Here is a 20,715-nt window from a genome sequence, read left to right as displayed (position 1 = left end):
CATGGAACGCAGGACTCTGCTCGCCGGTTCGCTGGCGGCCGCCGTCACATCCCTCGCCGCGACCCCGGCACAGGCCCATTCGGGCCGAACGAGGGACGAGGCGTCCACCCGGTACGGCCGGGTGCGGGGGCGCCGCGAGGACGGCATCGTCAAGTTCCTCGGCGTCCCCTACGCCACCCCGCCGCTCGGCAAGCTCCGGTTCCGGGCGCCGCAGCCGCCTCGCAGCTGGCGCGGCGTCCGGGACACGGTCGAGTTCCCGAACCCGGCCTACCAGGTCGCCGGCGGCGAGATGGGCCCCGGCGGCAACGGCCGGATGCCGGCGCCGTCCGAGGACTGTCTCTACCTCAACATCTGGACCCCGGCCGCCGACGGTAAGCGCCGGCCGGTGATGTTCTACAACCACGGCGGCGGCTACATGATCGGCTCCGGGTCGGCGTCCGGTCAGGACGGGACCCGGCTGGCCCGGCTGCATGACGTGGTCGTGGTCGAGTCGAACCACCGGCTCGGCCTGCTCGGCTACCTGTATCTCGGCTTCGCGCACGACGGCTACGCCGCCAATCAGGGCATGCAGGACATCCTCGCCGCACTGCGCTGGACGGCCGAGAACATCGACAACTTCGGCGGTGACCCGGACAACATCATGGTCTGGGGGGAGAGCGGCGGCGGCGCCAAGACCGCGGCCGTCTACACCATGCCCGCGGCGGCCCGGCTGTTCCACAAGGCGTCGGTGGAGAGCGCCGCGCCGCTGCGGTTCCCGACCCGCGACGGCGCCATCGCCCGCGCCGACCGGACCCTGCACCTGCTCGGGCTGACCCGGCGCGACATCCGCACGCTGCACGACATCCCGGCCGCCCGGCTGCTGGAGATCCAGGTGTCCGAGGCCGCGAACGGCGTCGCGCCCTGGGGCGACCCCGACCCGGTGCTGCCCGGCTTCGGCGCCTTCGTCGACGGCACCGTCATCCCGCGGCACCCGTTCGCCGACGGCGTCGCGCCGTTCTCGGCCGGCAAACCGCTGATGGTCGGCACCACCCGCGACGAGATGGTGTTCTTCAGCCTCTTCGGCTCGAAGGACATCTTCAGCATCGATGACGCCGGTCTGCGCAGCCGCCTGAGCGGCACCTACCAGGGCGCCGAACTCGACCGGATCATCGCCACCTTCCGCCGGTCGCGCCCGCAGGCCACCCCGGCCCAGTTGTATTTCGCGATCACCACCTCGCCGATCTGGCGCGACGCCATCAAGATCGCCGAGGCGAAGGCTGCCCAGCATCGGGCGCCGGTCTACATGTACCAGCTCGCCTACCCCGACCCGACGCTGGTGCCCGGCACCGACTTCCCGCTCGGATCGCCGCACGCCTCCGACATTCCGCTCAAGTTCGACACCCTCCGCCGGGATTCCCTGCCCGGGCAGCTGGCGACCGCGCGGCACATGAGCGCGCTGTGGGCCGGGTTCGCCCGCGACGGCCGCCCGAACGCACCCGGCGTGCCCCGCTGGCCGGCCTACACCCGCCACGACCGCGCCACCATGTGGATCGACGCGACCTGCCGCATCGTCAACGACCCGGACCGCAGCGAACGGCTGTACTGGCAGCGTCGCGCATGACGGGCGCCGCCGATTCCGGCATCCCCGGAATCGGCGGCACGTTCGCACCGTGAGGCGTTACGGAGCCGAGGTGAACTCGGAGGTCCCGGCATTCACGGCGTAGACGTCGTAGAGCCCGTCCCGGCGAACCAGCGTCGCGCCCTCCGTCACCGCGGTACTGGTCGCCGACGCCGACGCCAGCGGAACCCACACCTGCCCGCTGGTGCCGGCCGGTGCGGTCACCTGCAGGCGGAACTGCCCGGCGGTGTCGCGCGCCCATTTGACGACCAGCGACCCGCCGGCCGCCGGCACGCTGCCCTGCGCCCACGTGAGGCCGCCGGCCTGCGGTTTGACCTGCCAGCTGGTGTAGCCGGGGTTGACCGCGGTCGCGCCGAGCACGCTTTCGGTCAGTACCTGGGTGGGGCCGGCGCCCCAGGCGTGGGCGAGGCTGTCGAAGCCACGCGACGGCAGCCCGTCGGCGTTGACGAACTCCCAGAAGGTGCCGGTGTAGTAGCCGCTGTCCGGGTCGACCTGGATGCCCCAGTGCCGGCGCATCAGATCGAGGGCGCCGCTGGTGTCGCCGTCGGTGAACCGGGCCATGACCTCCCAGGTGTTGTTGAGCGGCTCGATGGTGTGGCCGTACGGGTCGGCCATGCTCGGCGCGGGCTGCGAGATCTGGCTGCCGTGCGCCTGCCATCGGGCCTTGAAGTAGGCCAGGATGCCCTGCACCCTGTCGGCCGGAGCTACGCCGAGACGGATCGCGTTCATGTTGGCGTCCAGCGGGAACACGTTCGGCCGGCTGTTGGTGTGCTGGTAGAGCCCCGCCGCGGTGTTGAACAGCCGGGCGTTGATCGCGGTCTTGAGCGAGGCGGCCTTGTTCGTGTACTCGGTGACCCGGGCCGTGGTGCCGACCCGCTGCTCCATCCAGATCATGTTCTGCAGCAGCTCGTAGTAGGCGAGGCTGTACTCGGTGACCTCACCGGTCTGACGGGTCTGCCAGTAGTCGTTGTCGTCGGTGACGACCAGACCGTTGGCGTTGACCCGCGTGGCGTGATACGCCGTCGCGGCCTCCAGTTTGCTGCGCAGACCGGTGATGAACGCCGTGTCGCCGGTGTAGCGGTAGTACTGGATCGCGATGATCGCCGAGTACGCCGAATACGTCACCGCGTAGTCGAAGGCGCCGCAGCCGCGGAACCCGACCGCGCTGGTGAGCCGGCCGTTCGCCGCCTGCAGGTTGAAGATGCTGTTGATCGAGCCCTTGACGTACGCGACGCTGTTCGAGCCCAGGGACAGCTGGGCGACCGGGTTGGTGATCATGAGGTCGCCGGACCAGATGGCCCGGTCACGTTTGGCGCCGTCGAAGATGACCGGCACGGTGAAGCAGGACGCGACACCGGCGGGAACCATGTCCATCTGCGTGGTGTAGGCGCCGGCGTACCACATCCGGTTGAGCTGGTCGTCGCTCGAGATGAAGTACCCCTGGTACCGGTCGGCGGAGGCCCGGTACGCCTTGAAGTTCACGCCCGCACCGGTCAGCGTGACACTGCCCGGCGTGGTCAGCTGGATCGCGGCGAACCGGAACCCACCCCGTAGCGCGCCGGTGTACGTGCGTGCGCCGTTGACGGCGAAGCTGACCGGGGAGCCGTTGTCGTTGTTGTACACGCCGTTGCTGCCCACCGTCAGGAACGGCAGCGCCTCACTGGTCGCCACGCGCAGGGTTACCGACGAGCCGCTGGACGCCTGCCATGCCGATACGTTCGCGAACGGGGTGCCGCCGACCTCCTTGCCGAAGTCGAGCACGATTGTCGCCGGAGAACTCGCCGAGGTGGTGGTCAGCACCGTCGTGCCGGTGCCCTGTCCGGCCAGCCCCGCGGCGTTGGTGACCGTACCGCTGGTGCGGGTCACGCTCAGGGCGCGGACGCTGTCGCTGGTCGGGGCCGGGACCAGAGCCCGCCAGTCCGGGTTCGCCGGCCAGGTCGGTGGCGCGGCCGCGGCCGCGCCCGGCAGCGCTGTCGCCGCGACCGTGCAGGCGGCGAAGCCGGCCAGTATCCGCCGAGCCAGATGGCCCGGGTGTCGTTGCCGCTGATCAGGTCTGTCATCCAGGTCGTACATCGGGCGCACTCCTCGATAAATGATTGTAACGTTTCATTAGATGGGTAAGGGTGGCGATGGGGTAGCGGGTGCATGCTGCGTGGAGAGGTGAAGGCGCGAATGTCCCGAGAGAAGCGCCCGACGGGTAACGTTTCTCACGCGTTGCCCAGAAGATAAGCGTCAATGTCGTTCCTGGTCAATCATCAAATTCTCGATCTCATGTGGCGCCGCGACTCCAACGCTCCCTGGCTTGGGTGTCCCTTGACCCGCCAGGCATCGACTCCTATCGTTGGCGCGAAACAGCTGAGAAACGTTCTACGCGCTGCCAGCCCATCTAAAGACGCAGCAACGGCGTCCCCGGCAGTGCATGAAACGTTGCATTCTTGCCCCGGATCAGAGCCAGCCACCGAAGGAGAAGAGCATGCTGAGAAGACAGTCGAATCCGGCCCGCACCTTGCGTGTCCGCAAGGCCGTCACCGCAGCCGCGGTGGCACTCGGTGCGCTCATCGCTGCCGTGGCGCAGAGCCCGGCGTCGGCGGCCGGTCCGTACCAGCGCGGTCCCGACCCGACCGCGGCCAGCGTCGCCGCCGTCACCGGCCCGTTCGCCATCGCGTCGGTCTCGGTCGCTCGGGGCAACGGCTTCGGCGGCGGAGTGATCTACTATCCGACCGACACCAGCCAGGGAACGTTCGGCGGGATCGCCATCTCCCCGGGACTCAACGGCACCTGGCCCGGAATCGCCTGGCTCGGACCGCGACTGGCCTCCCAGGGCTTCGTCGTGTTCGGCATCGAGACGAACAACCTCAACGACAGCCCTGCCAGCCGCGGCACCCAACTGCTGGCGGCCCTGGACTACCTCACCCGCAACAGTGCGGTGCGGACCAGGGTCGACGCCGGTCGGCTCGGGGTGATCGGGCATTCCATGGGCGGCGGTGGAGCCCTCGACGCGGCCCTGCGCCGGCCCGTCCTGCAGGCGGCGATCGGCAACGCACCCCACCTGCCGTCAGGCAGCCTGGCCGGCGACCGGGTCCCGACTCTCGTCTACGCCATGCAGAACGACACGCTCGTCACCCCGGCCCGCCTGAGCAGCCTGTACAACACCATTCCGGCGACGACCGAACGCGCCTACATCGAAGTCACCGGAGCGGGCCACAACTACATCGGCCAGCCCAGCACCGTGCTGGCCCGTACCATGATCCCCTGGTTGAAGATCTTCATCGACGACGACGCCCGGTACAGCCGGTTCCTCTGTCCGCTGTCCAATCAGGCCGGCATCTCGCAATACCGCAGCAGTTGCCCGCTGATCTCGACGACCGCGACGGCGTCGAACGCCGGTTGACGACTGGCGCCGGGGCGCCGTGCAGACGGACGTCGGTCGAAGACGGCTGGCGCTACGGGCCCGGGGCCAGCCGTGGCCGGGCCTGATCGAGGTAGCGCCGCAGACGCTGCAGGTAGGCGTCGAAGGGTTCGTCGGCCGGCCAGGTCTGGTATGCGGTGACGGTGGCCGCGCGCGCCAGGTTCAGCTGCAGGATCGCATCGTCCTCGCCGCCGGTGCGTGCGGTCACCCAGTCGCCCAGGTCGGTGGTGAACTGCTCGCCGAAGGCCTGGGTCGATTGCGCCAGCGCGGGTGACTGCGCCTTGAGGCGCCGTTGCAGGGGCATCCGGTCGCGCAGTGTCTCGTTGAAGCCAATCATGATCGCGGTCAGGGACTCCCAGAGCGGTTCGTCGTCGGGCCGGTCGGCCATGAGTGCCCGCCACGCGTCGCGTTCTTCGGGGTCCTGGTCGAAGACGACGGCTTCCTTGCTGGCGAAGTAGTTGAAGAACGTGGCGCGGGAGACGTCGGCGGCGGCCGCGATCTGTTCGACGGTGGTGGCCTCGTAGCCCTGCTCCTGGAACAGGCGCAACGCCGCGACGCGGATCGCCCGCCACGCCGCCACCTTTTTGCGTTCACGCAGATTCATCACATCTCCTCCGCGAGCATCCTACTTCCTAGACTGGTATAACTTTAGACGAGTCCAAGTTTAGGGAGTGTCATGAGCAAGACCTGGTTCATCACCGGCACCTCACGTGGCTTCGGCCGCCAGTTCACCGAGTCCGCGCTCGAGCGTGGCGACAAGGTCGCCGCCACCGCCCGCGACCCCAAGACGCTCGACGACCTGGTTGCCAAGTACGGCGACGCGATCCTGCCGCTGGCCCTGGACGTGACCGACAAGGCCGCTGTCGCAGCGGCGGTCGCGACGGCGCACGAGAAGTTCGGCCGCCTCGACGTGGTGGTCAACAACGCCGGCTACGGCCTGTTCGGCGCGGTCGAGGAGATCAGCGAGGAACAGCTGCGCGACCAGTTGGAGACCAACCTGTTCGGCGCGTTCTTCGTGACCCAGGCGGTCCTGCCGATCCTGCGCGAGCAGGGCTCCGGTCACATCGTCCAGATCTCCACCATCGGCGGCATCGGCGCGTTCCCATCGCTCGGCGGCTACCACGCCTCCAAGTGGGCCCTGGAAGGCCTCACCGAGTCCCTCGCCCAGGAGGTCGCCGGGTTCGGCATCAAGGTCACTCTGGTCGAGCCGGGCGGCTTCAGCACCGACTGGTCCGGCTCGTCGGCCGTACACGCCGAGCCCAACCCCGTCTACCAGCCGATGCGCGACGCGATGGCCGCCCGGCGTGGCAGCGCCCAGTCCGGGGACCCGGCCGCCAGCGGACCCGCCCTGCTGCAGATCGTCGACGCCGAGAACCCGCCGCTGCGGGTGCTGTTCGGCTCGCAGCCGACCCAGCTCGTCAAGCACCTGTACGCCCAGCGCCTGCAGACCTGGGCCGACTGGGAGCATGTCGCGCACGCCGCGCAGGGCTGACCCGGATGCCGCTGCCGGTCTCCGGTACACGGCCGCCACTCAGTGGGCTCGCGCCTGCTGGGCGGCGGCCGAGCCGAAGCCCCGGCGTCCATCGAACCCGCCGGCCATCACGGAGCGGGGGCGCCGGCCACCCGGACGCCATCGGGCATGTTCGCCGGTCGATCTTTCCCTGATCCGCTTCCGATGGCTTCTACGTTGTACGCAAGGTCGCTGCTAGCAGAGCCGGCAGGCCTGGAGCGACGGTCGGTAGCATCTGGTCGCACAGGTGCCGGAGTTGGTTGACCTGGTCCGTTGTCAGCGCGTCGAGCACGAGACGCCGTACCTCACGCACGTGCAGCGGGGTGACTTGGGCGAGGAGTTCCCGGCCGGTCTCGGTCAGGGCGACCTCGGTACGGCGGGGGCCGTGATGGTGCGTACGCCGTTGCGCCCAGCCGTGTCGTTCGAGGCGGGTCACCGCGTGCGACAGGCGTGACACCGATCCGGCGATGAGGTCCGCCAGTCTCGTCATCTGCACGGCGTCTTCCGGTGCGTCGGCCAGCGCGGCCAGAATGCCGTACTCGAACAGGTTCATACCGGCGTCGCGTTTCAGCTGGGCGTCGATGGCCGTGGGCAGGGTGACCATCAGGGCGGCCAGGGTCATCCAGGCGATCCGCTCGTCGGCGGAGAATTCCGCTTCGTCATTCACGCCGGGCCACCTGCGCCGTTCGCGGATCCGGCTCGATGTCGTCCTCCAGGCGGACCGGGCCCTGTCCGTGTCGGGCGAGCTGGTCGCCGGGGTTCCGGACGCCGCAGGAGCGCATCGACAGGCAGCCGCAGCCGATGCAGCCGGTGAGTTCGCGTTCCAGGTTGCCGAGGTAGCGGCGCCGGGCTTCCAGTTCGCCTTTCCAGAGCTGGGAGACGTGATGCCAGTCGTGCTGGCTGGGCGTGCGGCCGGCGGGCAGGGTGGTCAGTATCGCGGCGACGTCGGTCAGCGGGATCCCGAGTCGTTTGGCCGCCAGTACCAGGGAGATCCGGCGCAGCATGTGACGGCGGTACCGGCGTTGCCTTCCAGGGCTGCGCTCGGCGGTGATCAGGCCCAGGGCCTCGTAGAAGCGCAGCGCGGACGCGGGCGCGCCGGTGCGCTCGGCGACCTCCCCGACGGTGAGGAGGTCGTCCGGGCTGGTGGACTGCTCTGCTGACACGCAGCCAGCGTAAAACCTAAACACTTGTTGAGTTCTAGGGGTGAGTTTTCGCCCGACGCGGACGACCGGCGCCTGGTCAGCTCCGCGCGGGCCTTGGCGTTGAGCTCGGTGACGGAACTGGCTGGTTCGATAGGCTCGCCAGGCCGACGCCGAGGAGGAGAAGCCGCATGAGTCCGACCCCCGCGGTCACATCCCCGTCCGCCGGGCAGGAGGTGACCCCGCAAGGGGATCGCCCCGAGCGCAAGGGCGAGCGGACCAAGCGGCGCATCCTGGAGACCGCGCGGCGGGTGTTCGCTGAGAACGGCTTCGAACGTGCCACCATCCGGGCGATCGCTGTCGCCGCCGGGGTCGACAAGTCATCGGTGATCCAGTATTTCGGCACCAAGCGGGAGCTGTTCCGTGCGGCGGTCCACTGGGAGATCCCGATCCGTGACCTCACCACCGACGATCCCACGAGCAGTATCGACAACTATCTGCGTGCCATGCTCAGCACCTGGGCCGCCGACCCCGACAGCCCGATGGCCGTGCTGCTGCGCGCCAGCATGACCAGTGAAGAGGCGGCCGAGATCCTTCGCGATCACATCTCCGGTGAGGCGGTGGGTGCTCTCGCCGAAACGCTGGACGGTCCCGATGCCCGGTTGAGAGCCGCTCTGGCGGGCGCCATGATGATGGGCATCGCGACCCAGCGCTATCTGCTGCGTATGCCCGATGTCGCCGGGGCAGACCTGGAGGACGTCCTGAGGCTGGCGGGCCCGGCCATGCGGGCTGTCATCGCGCCCGAACGCTGATACCCCGGCGCGGTTGCAGAGCGGCACATCGGCCGGTGCCGGTGTGGCTGGACGCCGCCTTGGCCCGCGGCGAGCTCTTCACCGACTCCGGCGACCTGTCCCGACCGGTCGGCCGCCCACCCGCTACCGTCGCCGACGCGGTCGCCGAGGCCTTCGATGAGTCGTGGCGGCCTTGAGCGGTCTTCGGCCATCGCCGGTGCCCAGTGGTTACGGGGTCTGAGCGGTGAGACAGGGGAACCGCCTCTGGTCGAGGTCAATGCCCTGTCCGGTAGGGCACATTTCTCAACGCTTGGTTACTTCTGTGGTCGCCGTGGTGCAAGGATGCCCGTCATGACCGCCGCCACCGTGCCGCACCGGGGCAGGATCAAAGCTTTCCTGCGCCTGGTGATGATCGAGCACTCGATCTTCGCGTTGCCGTTCGCCTACCTGTCGTCGCTGGTCGCGATCCAGTCGCTCGACGACGCGGTCGGTGGGCACTGGTTCGATCTGGTGCTGGTGACGATCGCGATGGTCTCCGGGCGTACCTTCGCCATGGCCGCCAACCGCATCCTGGACCGGAAGATCGATGCGCTGAACCCGCGGACGCAGAACCGGGAGCTGGTCACCGGCGCGGTCAGTGTGCGTACCGCCTGGACCGGCGCGACCATCTCGCTCGTCGTCCTGATCGTCGCGGCCGGCCTGCTCAACCCGCTCTGCCTGGTCCTGTCGCCGCTGGCGGTGGTCCCGCTGGTGGTGTATCCGTACGCGAAGCGGTTCACGAACTTCCCGCACTACGTGCTCGCGCTGGCCCAGGCGGTCGCTCCGGTCGGCGCCTGGCTGGCGATCACCGGCACCTTCGCGGGCTCCTGGGCGGCCTGGGTGCTCGGCGTCGCGGTCGGCCTGTGGATCGGTGGTTTCGACATCATCTACGCCTGCCAGGACGCCGAAGTCGATCGGCGGATCGGGGTGCACTCCACTCCGGCACGCTATGGCGTACGCACAGCGCTGCAGATCTCCACCGTTACCCACGTCGTGACCTTCGCGCTGTTCGTCTGGTTCGGCGAGTTGGCCGGCCTCGGCTGGGCGTGGTGGATCGGCCTGCTGCTCACCGGGGCCGGCCTGGTCTACCAGCACGTCGTGGTGACCGAGACCGACCTGTCGCGGGTCAACCGGGCGTTCCTGAACGCCAACGGCTTCATAGCGATCGCCATCTTCGTCCTGGCCGTGCTCGACATCGCGCTGCTGTGATCAGCGCACCGCGTCGCTGGCCACCGTCGGGACCAGTGCGGCGATCCCGGCGAGGTAGCCGTCGGCGTCTGTTCCACCGACCAGCAGGCGTTGCAGGACGTAGCCCTGCACGAGGCTGAGCATGGCGGCACCGATCTGTTCGGGCGCCGCGTCGGCGGGCAGGTTCCCGGCCTGCTGCCAGCGCCGGGCGGCCTCGGCGAAGTGGTCGCGCAGCTGTCGGTAGACCTCGTCGACGCGGGCCGCGAGCCGCTCGCTGCGCAGTGCTTCGGCCCACACCTGGATCCCGACGCGGCTCAGGTCGACGCCCACGTCCGGGTTGTTGACGATCCGGTCCGTGATGCCGCGGACCACGGCTTCCAGCGCCTGCTGGGGCGACGGGGTCGCCCCGTCGGCGAGCATGCCGCCGAACACTTCGTCGGCCGCGTTGAGCGCGTGCTCCGAGACCGCCAGAATCAGGTCTTCCTTGCTGGCGAAGTACCGGTACACCGCGCCGGCGGACAGCCCGGACTCGCTGATGATGTCGGCCATCGACGTGGCGTGGAATCCGTTGCCGGCGAACAGGCGCGCCGCCGCGGCGACGATCTCGGCGCGGCGGTTGGCCCGGTACTCCTCAGACACACGTGGCATGTGACGAACCTTAAAGGCGAACGTTCGTTCTTGTAAGAGGACCCCGCAACTGCCACCCTTAAAGCGAACACCCGTTCTTTTTCAGGAGTCCGTCATGGCCGAAACCGCCACTGCGTCCACCTCCCCATCACCGTGGCCGGTGGTGGCGCGCGCCGTCGCCCTGCTCACTGTGATCATCGCGGTGCTGCTGACCGCCTTCGCCTGGCCCGCAGTCAACTCCTCGGTTCACAACGTGCCGATCGCCGTTGCCGGACCCGCCGCCGCGACCGATCAGGTCGTCGCTGCGCTCGACCAGCGCATGCCGGACTCGTTCGAGATCACCCGTGTCGAGACCACGGCCGAGGCCGAGAAGCTGATCCGCGACCGCGAGGTCGACGGGGCGATCGACCTCAGCAGTGGCAAGCCGCAGATCCTCACCGCCACGGCTGCCAGTGCCGCGATCGCCCAGACCCTGCAGGGTGTCGGCGCCGCGCTCAGCCAAGGGCAGACCGCCGGCGCCAACCCGGCGGTCGCGGTGCGTGACGTCGTGCCCCTGACGGCCGACGACCCGCGTGGCACCGGCATGGGCGCCGCCGCACTGCCGTTGGTGATGGGTGGCATGTTCGCCGCCATCCTGCTCACCAACCTGGTCAAGGGCCGGGTGAGGCGCATCGTCGGCGCCTTCTCGTTCGCGATCACCGGCGGGCTAGTGATGACCGCGATCCTGCAGGTGTGGCTGGGCTCGCTCGACGGTAACTTCTTCGCCAACACCGGCGCCATCGCCCTGACCGTGGCCGCCACCTCGCTGACCATCCTCGGCCTGGAGTCGCTGCTCGGCGTCGCCGGGTTCGGCATCGGCGCCGCCACGATGATGCTGATCGGCAACCCGCTGTCCGGCAACACCAGCTCGCCCGAGATGCTGCCCGGATGGACCGGTGCCATCGGCCAGCTCATGCCTCCGGGCGCCGGCGGCCAGCTGCTGCGCTCGACCGCCTTCTTCGACGGCCACGGCATCGCCCACTCCGTCATCGTGCTGGTGGCCGGGCTCGCCCTCGGCGCCGTCCTGAGCCTCGTCGGCCACCACCGCTCCCGCCGGGCCACGGCGGGACAGAACGCCACCGCTGAGCCGGCCGCGCTGGTGAACGCCTGACTGATGCACCACGCCATGATGGCCGGCCCACCAGGGCCGGCCATCATTTGCCGTACCGGGGAGAGATCACATGGACGACAGCCGGGAACTCGCCCTGCGCCTACAGGGCCTGCTCATCACTGTTCGCCTGCTCAAGCAAGCCCGCGCGAAGCAACAGCCACGCATCCCCGCCGGCCTGTTCGGGGTCCTTCAGAGCGTCGGCGAGCTCTCGCCCGGCTGCCGGGCCCAAGACCTGGCAGCCCGCACGTCGCTGGATCCGTCGTCGATGACACCCTCGACTGGTACGACGGCGTCCTCGACCGGGGACTCGCCGGCTGGACACCCGAGGAGATCACCGCCCTCAGCACCGCACTCGGCCGGTTCACCAGCGACGTCGACGCGGCGATCACCGACACCTGACAAACCACACGACCGAGGCGGTACGGGAGACCCGTACCGCCTCGGTCGTGTATCGAAGTCAGCCGGCCAGGTGGGCGAAGACCTTCTCCGGGTGGATGCGAATCACTTCGGCGCTGAAGTGAGGGCCGAGCTCGTGCGGGCCCACCAGCAGTTCGGCGGTGCCTCTGATCTCGATCATGCGGGGGCGCCAGGGGCGAACGCTGGCCAGGTCGTCGACGACCAGCGCGATGCGAGGGTTGGACTGCAGGTTGCGCCACTTCTTGCTGGCACCCATGTTCAGGCCGCCGACGATGATCGTGTCGTCGTCGCGCAGCCGGAACGTGACCGGGTTGACCTGCGGCTGCCCCGCCGGGTCCACCGTGGCCATCCGGCCGAGCAGCTGGCTGCGCAGGTAATCGCGCTGAGCCGGGGTGAAGGCGGTCATGACACTTTCGCAGCGAGAGCTGCCGACGCGGTCATGAAGCCGTCCACGTGCTGCTGTGTCAGACCGGGCGACGGCAGGATCGCCTGCGCCTTCCGGTTGAACATGACGCCGGTGTACCGGACCAGGTCCGGTGAGGTCAGCAGCGGTACGACCCGGGCGGCATAGGTGTCGGCGCTCGGGGTGAACAGGCCGATCAGCCCTTCGAGGACCTTCTGGCGCCAGCTGCCCTCACCGAGCATGTTGCCCCGGATGGCCGTCTTGACGATGCCCGGGTTCAGGCCGAAGACGCGCAGGCCCGGGTAGTGTTCCGCGGCGTCCAGAACGAGGGCCTCGTTGGCGGCGACGGTGTTGCTGTGCACGGCCATGCTCTTGTAGGAGCGCTCGGCGTTGAGGTCGTCGTACGAGCCGGTCTGTCCCATCCCGGGCATGCCCATGATGAACACGCGGGTCCCGTTCCGCAGCCGCCCGGCGATGCTCCGCAGGATGACGTATCGGCTCAGGTAGCTGACGGCGGTGTCGCGTTCGATGCCCTCGTCGGTCTGCTGCCGGCTGGTAGCGGCCATGATGCCGGTGGTGAACACGACCACGTCGAGGGTCTCGGCCGGTAGTTCGGCGGCGACCCGCTCGGCTTCGCGCATCAGGTTCAGGTCGGCCTGCTGAAAGCGGATGCCGGGCACGTCCGCGTCGCGGAAGGTCCGTCCGACGACCAGCACCGACGCACCTCGCGCTGCGAGGGAGCGGGCGAAGGCGCGGCCGAGGCCGCCGGTGCCGCCGATGATGGCGACGTTGGTGCCGGTCAGGTCACTGGCGCCGGGCTCCCAGCGCACGCTGCTGTCGAGTTTCATGGTCAGCCCGCCAGGGTGGGGTAGTCGGTGTAGCCGGTGTGGTCGCCGCCGTAGAACTTGTTGGGGTCGGGGGTGTTGAACGGGCCGCCAGCGGCCAGCCGGGCGGGCAGGTCGGGGTTGGCGATGAACTGTGAGCCGAACGCGATCAGGTCGGCGGCGCCGTCCTCGATCAATTTCAGCGCCTCCGGGCCGGTGGCGTCGGGGTAGGTGAACGGGTTGAGGATCAGCGTGGCCGGCCATTGGGCCCGCAGCTTGCCGGTGAGCTCGCGGTCCGGGCCTTCCATGATGTGCAGGTAGGCAAGGCCGAGCGGCGCGAGACGCTCGACGAGCGTGAGGTACAGCTCGTGGGGGTTCTCCTCGGCGATGCCGCCGTACGGGTTGGCCGGGGAGACCCGGAAGCCGACCTTGTCACCGCCGATCGCTGCGGCGATGGCCGCGGCGACCTCGACGCCGAAACGGATGCGGCCCTCGGTGTCGCCGCCCCATCCGTCGGTCCGCACGTTGACGTTCGACGACAGGAACTGGTGCACGAGGTAGCCGTTCGCGCCGTGGATCTCGACGCCGTCGAACCCGGCCGCGATCGCGTTACGGGCAGCCGTGGCGAAGTCGGCGATGGTATCGATGATCTCCGGCTCGGTCAGCTCGCGCGGGGTGACGTAGTCCTTCGGACCCTCATAGGTGAACACCTGCCCGTCGGCCTTGACCGCCGAGGGCGCCACCGGGTGCAGGTCGCCGGGCAGCAGGCTCGGATGCCCGATCCGGCCGGTGTGCATGAGCTGCGCGAAGATCACGCCACCTTCGGCGTGGACGGCGTCGGTGACGGTGCGCCAGGCGGCGACCTGCTCCTCGGAATGCAGCCCGGGGGTGTTGGTGTAGCCCTGGCCGACCACCGACGGCTGGGTGCCCTCGGTGATGATCAGCCCGGCGGAGGCCCGCTGCGCGTAGTAGGTGGCGGTCAGCTCGGTCGGCGTCGCGCCGTCGGTGGTCGCGCGGCTGCGGGTCATCGGCGCCATCGCGATGCGGTTGGCCAGCTTGGTGCCGGCCAGGTCGTGGGTGTCGAACGCGTTAGCCATGGTCGTCTGCTCTCCAGTGGGGGATGTCTCCCACCACTATCCCCGGGATTACCTGTTCGAACAAGTAACTCCTATGAGAGCAGAAACACCAGTTCAAGGAACCGTGGTGGCAATAGAAGTTGTCCGGCCAGCAAGAGCTTGCTGGGCAGTAGGATGGTTCGCGTGACGGAGAAGGAATCGATCAGCCACGCCGTGTTCCGAGTGGCCCGACTGCATCGCATGGTGGCCGGTCAGCTGCTCCGGCAGGTCGGCCTGCACCCCGGCCAGGAGCTGGTCATGATGCACCTCTGGAACGCCGGCCCGCAGCGGCTCTCCGACCTGGTGCAGGCTGTCGGTTCCGACGCGGCGACGATGACGCGCACCGTCCAGCGTCTGGAGCACGCCGGTTTCGTGCGCCGTCGCCCGTGCGAGGCCGACAAACGCGTGGTGATCGTCGAACCCACCTCGGCCAGCCTTGCCCTGCGCGACAAGGTCGAGCAGATGTGGGACCAGCTGGACGCGATCACCGTCTGCGACCTGCCCGAAGAGGAGAGCGCCGAGGCCCTGCGCGTACTGCGCAGCCTGGAGCGCAACCTCCTGCGTGCCGCTTCCCGCGACGCTTGAGGATGTGACAAGAAACAAAGGCGAACATCCGTTCCTCAAGTACGGCCTCCCTGACTGCCAGGACGATCGAGGCGTCGGTACCGGTCCGCCCGCAGACGGGTCCCGACAGCGAACGGCTGCCGCTACGAGATGCGCTCGCGCGCAGGTGCCGGCCTGTGAAGGCGAGGATCTCGGCCTCGCCCGGCACCGGCAGGGCGGCAGCAGCCCACCGATGACATAGGCTGGTCCCGTCTGCTCGCCCAGCACAGAGTCAGCCTCTCGTAGTCGACGTGGGTTCCGACACCGAACGCCCGGGCCAGCCCGGCGACACCGCCACCGATGCCCAGGGCGTACACCAGCAGGAACAACAGCGGTAGCTCGCCGCGGGCCCGGTCGGCGCGGTACGCGGCACCAGCCGGCCCAATCCCATCGAGCCGATCGTGCCGCTCAGGATCAGCACCTGCAACAGGACGATGAGACTGCCGACCGTCGAGTCACCGGACGGGGATTTCACCCGCGAACGGGTCGGGATCCTCGGCGCGGACGGCGACCAGCAGGCGGCCGAGCCGGTTACGCCGTACCTCCGCCGGGGGTGGCCCCTCCTGGAGGTAGGCGGTGCGCCGGGCGTCGAACAGCGGGCGGTGATCGATGGTCATCGGGCGGCGCCTTCGAGGGTGGCCGCTTGCTGGACGATGTCGGCGGCGATCAGGGCGTCGACATCGGCGTCGGGGAGGCCGAGCAGCCGGGTCAGCACCTCGCGGGATTGCTCCCCCATGACCGGGGCGGGGTTCAGTGTGGGGTCCTCGACGTGTTCGAAGATCGCGGGGCTGTTCTCGGTCGGCATGCTCTCGGCGATGCGCGGGTGGTGCATGGTACGGAAGAAACCGCGGTGGGCCAGGTGTGGGTCGTCGAGCAGCTCCGGAACCCGCTGCATCATCGCGGCCGGCACCCCGGCGGCCTGCATCTCCGACATGGCGCGGCGGGGCGGCCGCTGGGCGGTCCATGCGGCGATCAGGGCGCGGTCGAGAGGCGTTTCCGGACCGGTTTCGAGTACGGCGGCCAGGCGATGCGCGTCGCCGGTGTCACGGATGTCGACCACCATCCACTCGTCGTCACCGGCACACGGGTAGAGGCCGCTCAGCGCGTTGTCGGGTTTGGCGTTTCCGACCGGGGCGAGCGACCCGGGCCGTACCGACTCGTAAGCCATCTGGTGGGACAGCTGCCCGAGGATGATCTCGGCCTGAGCGACACTGACCGTGCCACCACGACCGTCGCGGCGGCGGGCGATGAGCTTGGCCAGGATGGCGACGGCCTCGTAGCGGGCGGCGATGTGGTCGGGGTAGATGGTGGAGGCGTCGCTGTGGCCGGCTTCGTCGTCGAGGTAGCGCCAGAGTCCGCTGAGGCCGGCGGAGGCGCGGACCAGAGGGCCGTAGCCGAGGCGGCGGCTCCACGGGCCGGTCGGGCCGAACGCGCTGCTGTCGGCGACCACGATGCCGGGGTTGATTTCGACCAGCTCGTCGTAGCCCAGGCCGAGCGACTCCAAGGTGCCCGGCTTGAAGTTGGAGACCACCACGTCAGAGACCGCGACGAGTTGCTTGAACAGATCTTTCCCCTGGTCGCTGCGCAGATTGAGGCCGAGGCCGAGCTTGTTGCGGTGGCCGTAGGCGAAAGACGCGCTGATCGGTGCGCCGTCGAAGGTCTGCCGGCTGCCGTCCGGGAATGCCTTGTTCTCCACCTTGATGACCTCGGCACCCATGTCGGCGAAGAGCCGGCCGAGCTCGGCACCGACCACGATCACGCCCAGATCCAGCACGCGCAGGCCGGCCAGCGGCCGGGTGCGGGCGACGGTGGTGGGCTCAGCCGGTGCCACCTCCGGCAGGTCGGCGAGAACCTCGTCGGTGTGCTGGCCGTGCGACGGGGCGGGGGTGCGCACGGCGGCCCGGGCGCCGTCGACCTCGAGGAAGCCGTTCGGCATGAGCGCTCCCGGGACCCCCTTGACATCCGTGAACACGCCACGGGCGGTGAACTGCTCGGCGGTCAGCACCTCGGTCGGGGTGAGCAGGGCAGCGGTGGGTACGCCGTACCGCACGCCCTCGGTGACGATCTGGTCCCGGGTGCGGGTGGCCAGCATCCGGCCGATCGCCGGGTAGATCTTCCCGGCGGCGGCGAACCGTTTGCCCAGCGAGGCGAGGGCGGGGTCGGCGAACTCCTCGGGCTCGCCGAGCCAGGTGAACATGCCCTGCCACTGGCGCGGTGCGAGGATGCAGAGACGGACCCAGCCGTCGGCGCAGCGGAAGATCGGGTAGAGGTGCCGGGCGTCGGGCCGGCCACGGGGACCGTTGACCGCGGGGACGCCGCCGGTGGCGCTGCCGCCGATGCCGAACCCGGCGTCGATGGCCTGCACTGTGGACTCGTAGACGGAGATGTCGACGAGGTCACCGACTCCGGTCTCCAGGCGGTTGTAGTAGGCGATCAGAGCGGCCCACGCGGCCTGGGCGGCCGCTGACTCGTACGCCATGGTGCCGGGCGGCAGCAGCGGCTCGCGGCCGGGCAGCCCGGAGCGGCACAGCACGGCGCCGAGCGCCTGGTGTGTCCATTCGGTCGCCTGCCAGCCGGCGTAGGGGCCGGTCAGGCCGAAGTCGGTGACGACCACGACCACCTGGTCCGCGCGTCGCTCGGCCGGCGCCTCGTTGGCGATCACGATGTCGGCGCTGTTGAGCAGCCGGCCGAGCGCCGGGTCGTCGGGGGCGAGGGCCACGGCCCGCTTGTTGGCGTTGTGGGTCGCGTAGTAAAGGCTGACACCGTCGACGACGGGTTCCTGTCGGCGGGAGGCCGCACCTTCGGGCGCCTCGATGCGGATCACGTCGGCACCGAGGTCGGCGAGCAAGCGGGAGGTCATCTCGGCGAGGCCATCGGTGCGGTCCACGACGCGTACGCCGGCCAACGGCAGAGCGGGAGCGTTGTCGGTCATGGGGAACCTCCAGGGGGTCGTGCGGTGCGATAGGTCACACTGTCGCTCCGTACTACCGAGGCCGTAAATCGCTGTTTCACGCATGTTGCATGCCGGGATCCGCAACGTGTCGGCAGATCTCTTTGGTCGTCAACGGCCTGGACCGCGATAGGGTTCGGACCTTTCCGTGGTCGATGAACGGATCCGGTCGAGGCTCGAGGGCTCACGGTGACGACTCGCCAATGACAGTTCGAGCATGCGCTGTATGCCGGGATTCGTAACGGGCCGCACCGATTCCTTGCCGGTATTCGTTCAGTAACGGCAGACTGTGGCCATGGACATCCAGCAGCTGCGCTGTTTCCTCGCGGTGGCCGAGGAACTGCACTTCGGCCGGGCGGCGGAACGGCTGCACATGACCGCCTCGCCGCTCAGCCGGATAGTCAAGGAGCTGGAGCGTGATCTCGGCACCGAGCTGTTCATCCGCGGCTACCACCAGATTCAGCTCACCCCGGCCGGGCAGGAGATGGTCCGGCGGGTGCCGTCGCTGCTGGCCGAGTTCGACCGGCTGCGTAACGAGGTCCTGATCGTCGCCGCCGGAGCCGACCGGGCCGCCCGGCTGGGCACCTCCCACCTGGCGCCGCCGGGAGTGGTGGACGCGGTAGTGGAGAGCGTCGAGAAGAGCCGGCGGGCGGAGGTCACCCTCGGCCCGTCGGCGATACTCCTGTCGGCGATAACGCGTGGCGAGTTGGACGCCGCGGTCGTTCACTTGCCGGTCGACGACCCCGGCGTCGAGGCGTTGCCCCTCGCGTCGTACCGGTTCCTGGTGGCCATGCGGCGCGACGACGAGCTTGCCGATCGTACCGAGATCGCGGTCGCTGACCTTGCCCACCGCGACGTGGTGAGCTATCCGCTCACCTTGCAGCCGCTCGCGATGCAGCAATTGCGCGACGAGCTGGTCGCCAAGGGCTTGCATCAGCTGCGGACGCTGCCGCACGCCGACTCGGCGTTGATAGCCGCCCATGTGCGCCGCACCGGCGATCTCACCTTCACCCTCGCGCCGGAGACCGGCGGATCGGCGCGAGTATATGACGACCCGGCGTTCGCGATCGTGCCGCTGACCGACGGGCCGAAGTTCCACCTGGGCCTGGTCTGGATGGCCCACCGAGCGGCCGATGCGGTCGTCGCCGGCGTCGTGGACGCCGTCCGCGCCCGCTGGGTGGACGGGGAGATGACGATCTAACCGCGGGCGCCGCGCAGGACGGTGTCGACGACCTGCTGCGCGTAGTCGTGCATCTGCTCGAGCATTCTCGGGCGCAACTCCGCAGGGGTGGTCGTACGTGGTTCTGCATGGCGCCGACGACCAGGTCGATGATCAGCCCGGGCTGGTGCCCTCCGGTAGTTCGTCGCGGGCGACGGCGCGGTGAACCATCGCCCTGGCCTGCGACACGACGCCGCCCCGGTAGTCGGCGGCGGCCTCCTGGACCTCCGGATGCAACAGGGTGTCCATGAGGCCTTCAGAGCGTCGTTGAGCTGTTGAGCGCGGTCGGGCCAGCGCCGGTAGAGGGCGGCCTTGCCGATCCCGGACGCGCGGGCGACGCCCTCGAAGTTGAAGCCGCTCCAGCCGGTGCGGCCGTAGGCCTCGATGGCGGCGTCGAAGAGCCGCTCCTCGATGCCGGGATCGCGGGGGCGGCCTCGACGAGGGCCCTGGACGGCGTCGGTCACTCGGTCATGGTGCCAGTGGAACCTATTGCAGACGGAGTTCGTCTGAAATATCGTCGTAGCAACTCCGATTCCTTCATTCGCAGGAGGCCGTGCCATGGCCGGATTGTCCCCAGCAGAGCTCCAGGAATTCGCCGACGCTGTCGATGGCGTGCTCTCCACGACCTGGCCGCAGCCACGCATCGCTGGCGAGGACGCCGACGGCGGCCGGTTGAGCGCCGTCTGGGCCGCGGCCGCCGAGTACGGCTGGACCGACCTGTACTCCGACGAAGCGCTCGACGCGGTCGTCACCGCCCTCGGCCGACTCGGCCGGCACGCCTGCCCGCTGCCGCTGATGGACACCTATGTCGCGGCCAGACTGCTGGCCGGCGACTCCGCCCTCACCACCGGTATCGCGGACGGCAGCGTGCGCCCGGTGGTCGTCACCGCCGGCCGGGACGTACCGTCGGTGCGGTACGTGGAAGGCGCCACCGCGGCCACCCACGTCGTCCTCCTGCTCCCCACCGAGGTCCTCGCCCGGGCCATCGATGAGGTCACCGAGACCCCCGGCCTGGCGAAGCCGTCCTGGTCCGACGTACGTCTCGGCGCCCAGGTGCTGCGGGCCACGCCGGGGGTCGAGGCCATCGAGAACGCCAAGGCGCTGCTCCGCCTCGGACTGGCCGCCCGGGCCGTCGGTGCGGCCGAGCGCACCGTCGAGCACTCCTTGGTGCACGCCAAGGAGCGGATCGCGTTCGGCAAGCCGATCGGCGCGTTCCAAGCTGTCTCACACCGGGCGGTCGACGGCGCCACCGACATGACCGCCGCCCGCGGGCTGATCCGGGAAGCCGTCGAGGCGCACTTGACCGGCCGGGACAGCTGGCAGCTGGCAGTTCAGCTCGCCGTGCAGTTCGCCGTCCCGGCAGCGACCCGCGCGCAGTTCGGCGCCCAGCACACCCTGGCGGCCTCGGGATACTTCGAGGAGCACGACGCCCCCTGGCTGTTCCGCCGGGTCCACGCCGACGCGAGCCTGCTCGACGCCATCACCCTGCGGGCCGGCGATGTCGCCGACATCCTCATCTCCACCGGCGCCGGCCTGCCGTCCTTCGAGCTGGGTGAGCGCGCCGAGCAGTTCCGCCGGGAGGTACGCGAGTTCACCGCCCGGTTCCGTACCGACGCCGCCGTGGAGCACTTCGACAACCGCAACCGGGAGTTCCAGGACGCGGCCGCTGCGGCCGGATACGTCACGCTGGCCTGGCCGGCGGCCGCCGGGGGC

At 69.5% G+C, this 20,715-nt stretch carries 21 protein-coding genes and 1 pseudogene; 10 read left to right on the top strand and 12 right to left on the bottom strand.

The window, feature by feature from the left end; translation table 11 throughout:
• Position 1: 1 nt before the first annotated feature.
• Complete coding sequence (locus ACFO0C_RS01360; RefSeq protein WP_378064589.1) at positions 2–1,600, top strand: carboxylesterase/lipase family protein; 1,599 nt, start codon at positions 2–4, stop codon at positions 1,598–1,600.
• A gap of 57 nt (positions 1,601–1,657) precedes the next feature.
• Here ACFO0C_RS01360 and ACFO0C_RS01355 read toward each other — a convergent pair whose 3' ends face one another.
• Entirely contained in the window at positions 1,658–3,691 is a 2,034-nt protein-coding gene (locus tag ACFO0C_RS01355) for an alpha-L-rhamnosidase-related protein (protein WP_378064587.1), read from the bottom strand.
• A 400-nt stretch (positions 3,692–4,091) separates the two neighbouring features.
• On the opposite strand from ACFO0C_RS01355, the gene ACFO0C_RS01350 reads away from it, so the two are divergent.
• Complete coding sequence (locus tag ACFO0C_RS01350; RefSeq protein ID WP_378064586.1) at positions 4,092–5,009, top strand: alpha/beta hydrolase family protein; 918 nt, start codon at positions 4,092–4,094, stop codon at positions 5,007–5,009.
• Positions 5,010–5,061: 52 nt separating this feature from the next.
• Here ACFO0C_RS01350 and ACFO0C_RS01345 read toward each other — a convergent pair whose 3' ends face one another.
• The gene (locus ACFO0C_RS01345) at positions 5,062–5,631 is read right to left on the bottom strand and encodes a TetR/AcrR family transcriptional regulator (protein WP_378064584.1); all 570 of its coding nucleotides are present in this window, start codon (positions 5,629–5,631) and stop codon (positions 5,062–5,064) included.
• Between the two features lie 72 nt (positions 5,632–5,703).
• Between ACFO0C_RS01345 and ACFO0C_RS01340 the strand changes: the two genes are divergently transcribed.
• Positions 5,704–6,519: an SDR family oxidoreductase gene (locus ACFO0C_RS01340; protein ID WP_378064582.1), complete on the top strand. Its 816-nt coding sequence runs from the start codon at positions 5,704–5,706 to the stop codon at positions 6,517–6,519.
• A gap of 190 nt (positions 6,520–6,709) precedes the next feature.
• On the opposite strand, the gene ACFO0C_RS01335 is transcribed toward ACFO0C_RS01340, so the two are convergent.
• Together ACFO0C_RS01335 and soxR are read right to left on the bottom strand one after the other, a co-directional pair.
• On the bottom strand, positions 6,710–7,204 hold the full coding sequence (locus ACFO0C_RS01335) for a MarR family winged helix-turn-helix transcriptional regulator (RefSeq protein WP_378064580.1): 495 nt from the start codon (positions 7,202–7,204) through the stop codon (positions 6,710–6,712).
• Entirely contained in the window at positions 7,197–7,700 is a 504-nt protein-coding gene (soxR, locus tag ACFO0C_RS01330) for a redox-sensitive transcriptional activator SoxR (RefSeq protein WP_378064578.1), read from the bottom strand. The genes ACFO0C_RS01335 and soxR overlap by 8 nt, the downstream gene beginning before the upstream one ends.
• 167 nt (positions 7,701–7,867) lie before the next feature.
• Between soxR and ACFO0C_RS01325 the strand changes: the two genes are divergently transcribed.
• The 3 genes from ACFO0C_RS01325 to mqnP all read left to right on the top strand — a co-directional run bounded on the left by ACFO0C_RS01325 (position 7,868) and on the right by mqnP (position 9,715).
• Entirely contained in the window at positions 7,868–8,488 is a 621-nt protein-coding gene (locus tag ACFO0C_RS01325; RefSeq protein ID WP_378064576.1) for a TetR/AcrR family transcriptional regulator, read from the top strand.
• A 35-nt stretch (positions 8,489–8,523) separates the two neighbouring features.
• Positions 8,524–8,664 carry a hypothetical protein gene (locus ACFO0C_RS01320; protein WP_378064575.1) on the top strand — a complete coding sequence of 47 codons (141 nt, stop codon included), beginning with the start codon at positions 8,524–8,526 and terminating at the stop codon, positions 8,662–8,664.
• Positions 8,665–8,818: 154 nt separating this feature from the next.
• Entirely contained in the window at positions 8,819–9,715 is an 897-nt protein-coding gene (gene mqnP, locus ACFO0C_RS01315; protein WP_378064573.1) for a menaquinone biosynthesis prenyltransferase MqnP, read from the top strand.
• On the opposite strand, the gene ACFO0C_RS01310 is transcribed toward mqnP, so the two are convergent.
• Entirely contained in the window at positions 9,716–10,342 is a 627-nt protein-coding gene (locus ACFO0C_RS01310) for a TetR/AcrR family transcriptional regulator (protein ID WP_378064571.1), read from the bottom strand.
• Positions 10,343–10,436: 94 nt separating this feature from the next.
• Between ACFO0C_RS01310 and ACFO0C_RS01305 the strand changes: the two genes are divergently transcribed.
• Entirely contained in the window at positions 10,437–11,471 is a 1,035-nt protein-coding gene (locus tag ACFO0C_RS01305) for a hypothetical protein (RefSeq protein WP_378064570.1), read from the top strand.
• A 457-nt stretch (positions 11,472–11,928) separates the two neighbouring features.
• On the opposite strand, the gene ACFO0C_RS01300 is transcribed toward ACFO0C_RS01305, so the two are convergent.
• The 3 genes from ACFO0C_RS01300 to ACFO0C_RS01290 are packed head-to-tail and all read right to left on the bottom strand — an operon-like array spanning position 11,929 to position 14,212.
• Positions 11,929–12,294 carry a PPOX class F420-dependent oxidoreductase gene (locus ACFO0C_RS01300; RefSeq protein WP_378064568.1) on the bottom strand — a complete coding sequence of 122 codons (366 nt, stop codon included), beginning with the start codon at positions 12,292–12,294 and terminating at the stop codon, positions 11,929–11,931.
• Positions 12,291–13,139 (bottom strand): SDR family NAD(P)-dependent oxidoreductase, encoded by an 849-nt coding sequence (locus ACFO0C_RS01295; RefSeq protein WP_378064566.1) that lies wholly within the window; start codon positions 13,137–13,139, stop codon positions 12,291–12,293. The genes ACFO0C_RS01300 and ACFO0C_RS01295 overlap by 4 nt, the downstream gene beginning before the upstream one ends.
• 2 nt (positions 13,140–13,141) lie before the next feature.
• A complete protein-coding gene (locus tag ACFO0C_RS01290; protein ID WP_378064564.1) occupies positions 13,142–14,212 on the bottom strand; it encodes an alkene reductase in 1,071 nt (356 codons plus the stop codon).
• A 162-nt stretch (positions 14,213–14,374) separates the two neighbouring features.
• Between ACFO0C_RS01290 and ACFO0C_RS01285 the strand changes: the two genes are divergently transcribed.
• Positions 14,375–14,815, top strand: coding sequence for a MarR family winged helix-turn-helix transcriptional regulator (locus ACFO0C_RS01285; RefSeq protein ID WP_378064562.1), 441 nt, complete (start codon positions 14,375–14,377; stop codon positions 14,813–14,815).
• Between the two features lie 473 nt (positions 14,816–15,288).
• Here the strand turns inward: ACFO0C_RS01285 and ACFO0C_RS01280 are convergent, their stop codons facing one another.
• Both ACFO0C_RS01280 and ACFO0C_RS01275 read right to left on the bottom strand, forming a co-directional pair.
• Complete coding sequence (locus ACFO0C_RS01280; protein WP_378064560.1) at positions 15,289–15,450, bottom strand: hypothetical protein; 162 nt, start codon at positions 15,448–15,450, stop codon at positions 15,289–15,291.
• Positions 15,447–17,765: a CaiB/BaiF CoA-transferase family protein gene (locus ACFO0C_RS01275; protein WP_378064559.1), complete on the bottom strand. Its 2,319-nt coding sequence runs from the start codon at positions 17,763–17,765 to the stop codon at positions 15,447–15,449. The genes ACFO0C_RS01280 and ACFO0C_RS01275 overlap by 4 nt, the downstream gene beginning before the upstream one ends.
• Before the next feature lie 313 nt (positions 17,766–18,078).
• Between ACFO0C_RS01275 and ACFO0C_RS01270 the strand changes: the two genes are divergently transcribed.
• The gene (locus ACFO0C_RS01270) at positions 18,079–18,984 is read left to right on the top strand and encodes a LysR family transcriptional regulator (RefSeq protein WP_378064557.1); all 906 of its coding nucleotides are present in this window, start codon (positions 18,079–18,081) and stop codon (positions 18,982–18,984) included.
• A gap of 132 nt (positions 18,985–19,116) precedes the next feature.
• On the opposite strand, the gene ACFO0C_RS01265 is transcribed toward ACFO0C_RS01270, so the two are convergent.
• Entirely contained in the window at positions 19,117–19,251 is a 135-nt protein-coding gene (locus ACFO0C_RS01265) for a hypothetical protein (protein WP_378064732.1), read from the bottom strand.
• A gap of 41 nt (positions 19,252–19,292) precedes the next feature.
• Positions 19,293–19,562: pseudogene (locus tag ACFO0C_RS01260) on the bottom strand (TetR family transcriptional regulator); the annotation flags it as partial.
• Between ACFO0C_RS01260 and ACFO0C_RS01255 the strand changes: the two are divergent.
• The coding region (locus ACFO0C_RS01255) for an acyl-CoA dehydrogenase family protein (RefSeq protein ID WP_378064555.1) at positions 19,561–20,715 on the top strand (1,155 nt) is incomplete at its 3' end. The pseudogene ACFO0C_RS01260 and the gene ACFO0C_RS01255 overlap by 2 nt on opposite strands.

This window comes from Actinoplanes subglobosus (assembly GCF_042650585.1).
Taxonomy (GTDB): domain Bacteria; phylum Actinomycetota; class Actinomycetes; order Mycobacteriales; family Micromonosporaceae; genus Actinoplanes; species Actinoplanes subglobosus.
This window is presented reverse-complemented; position numbering and strand designations above follow the sequence as displayed.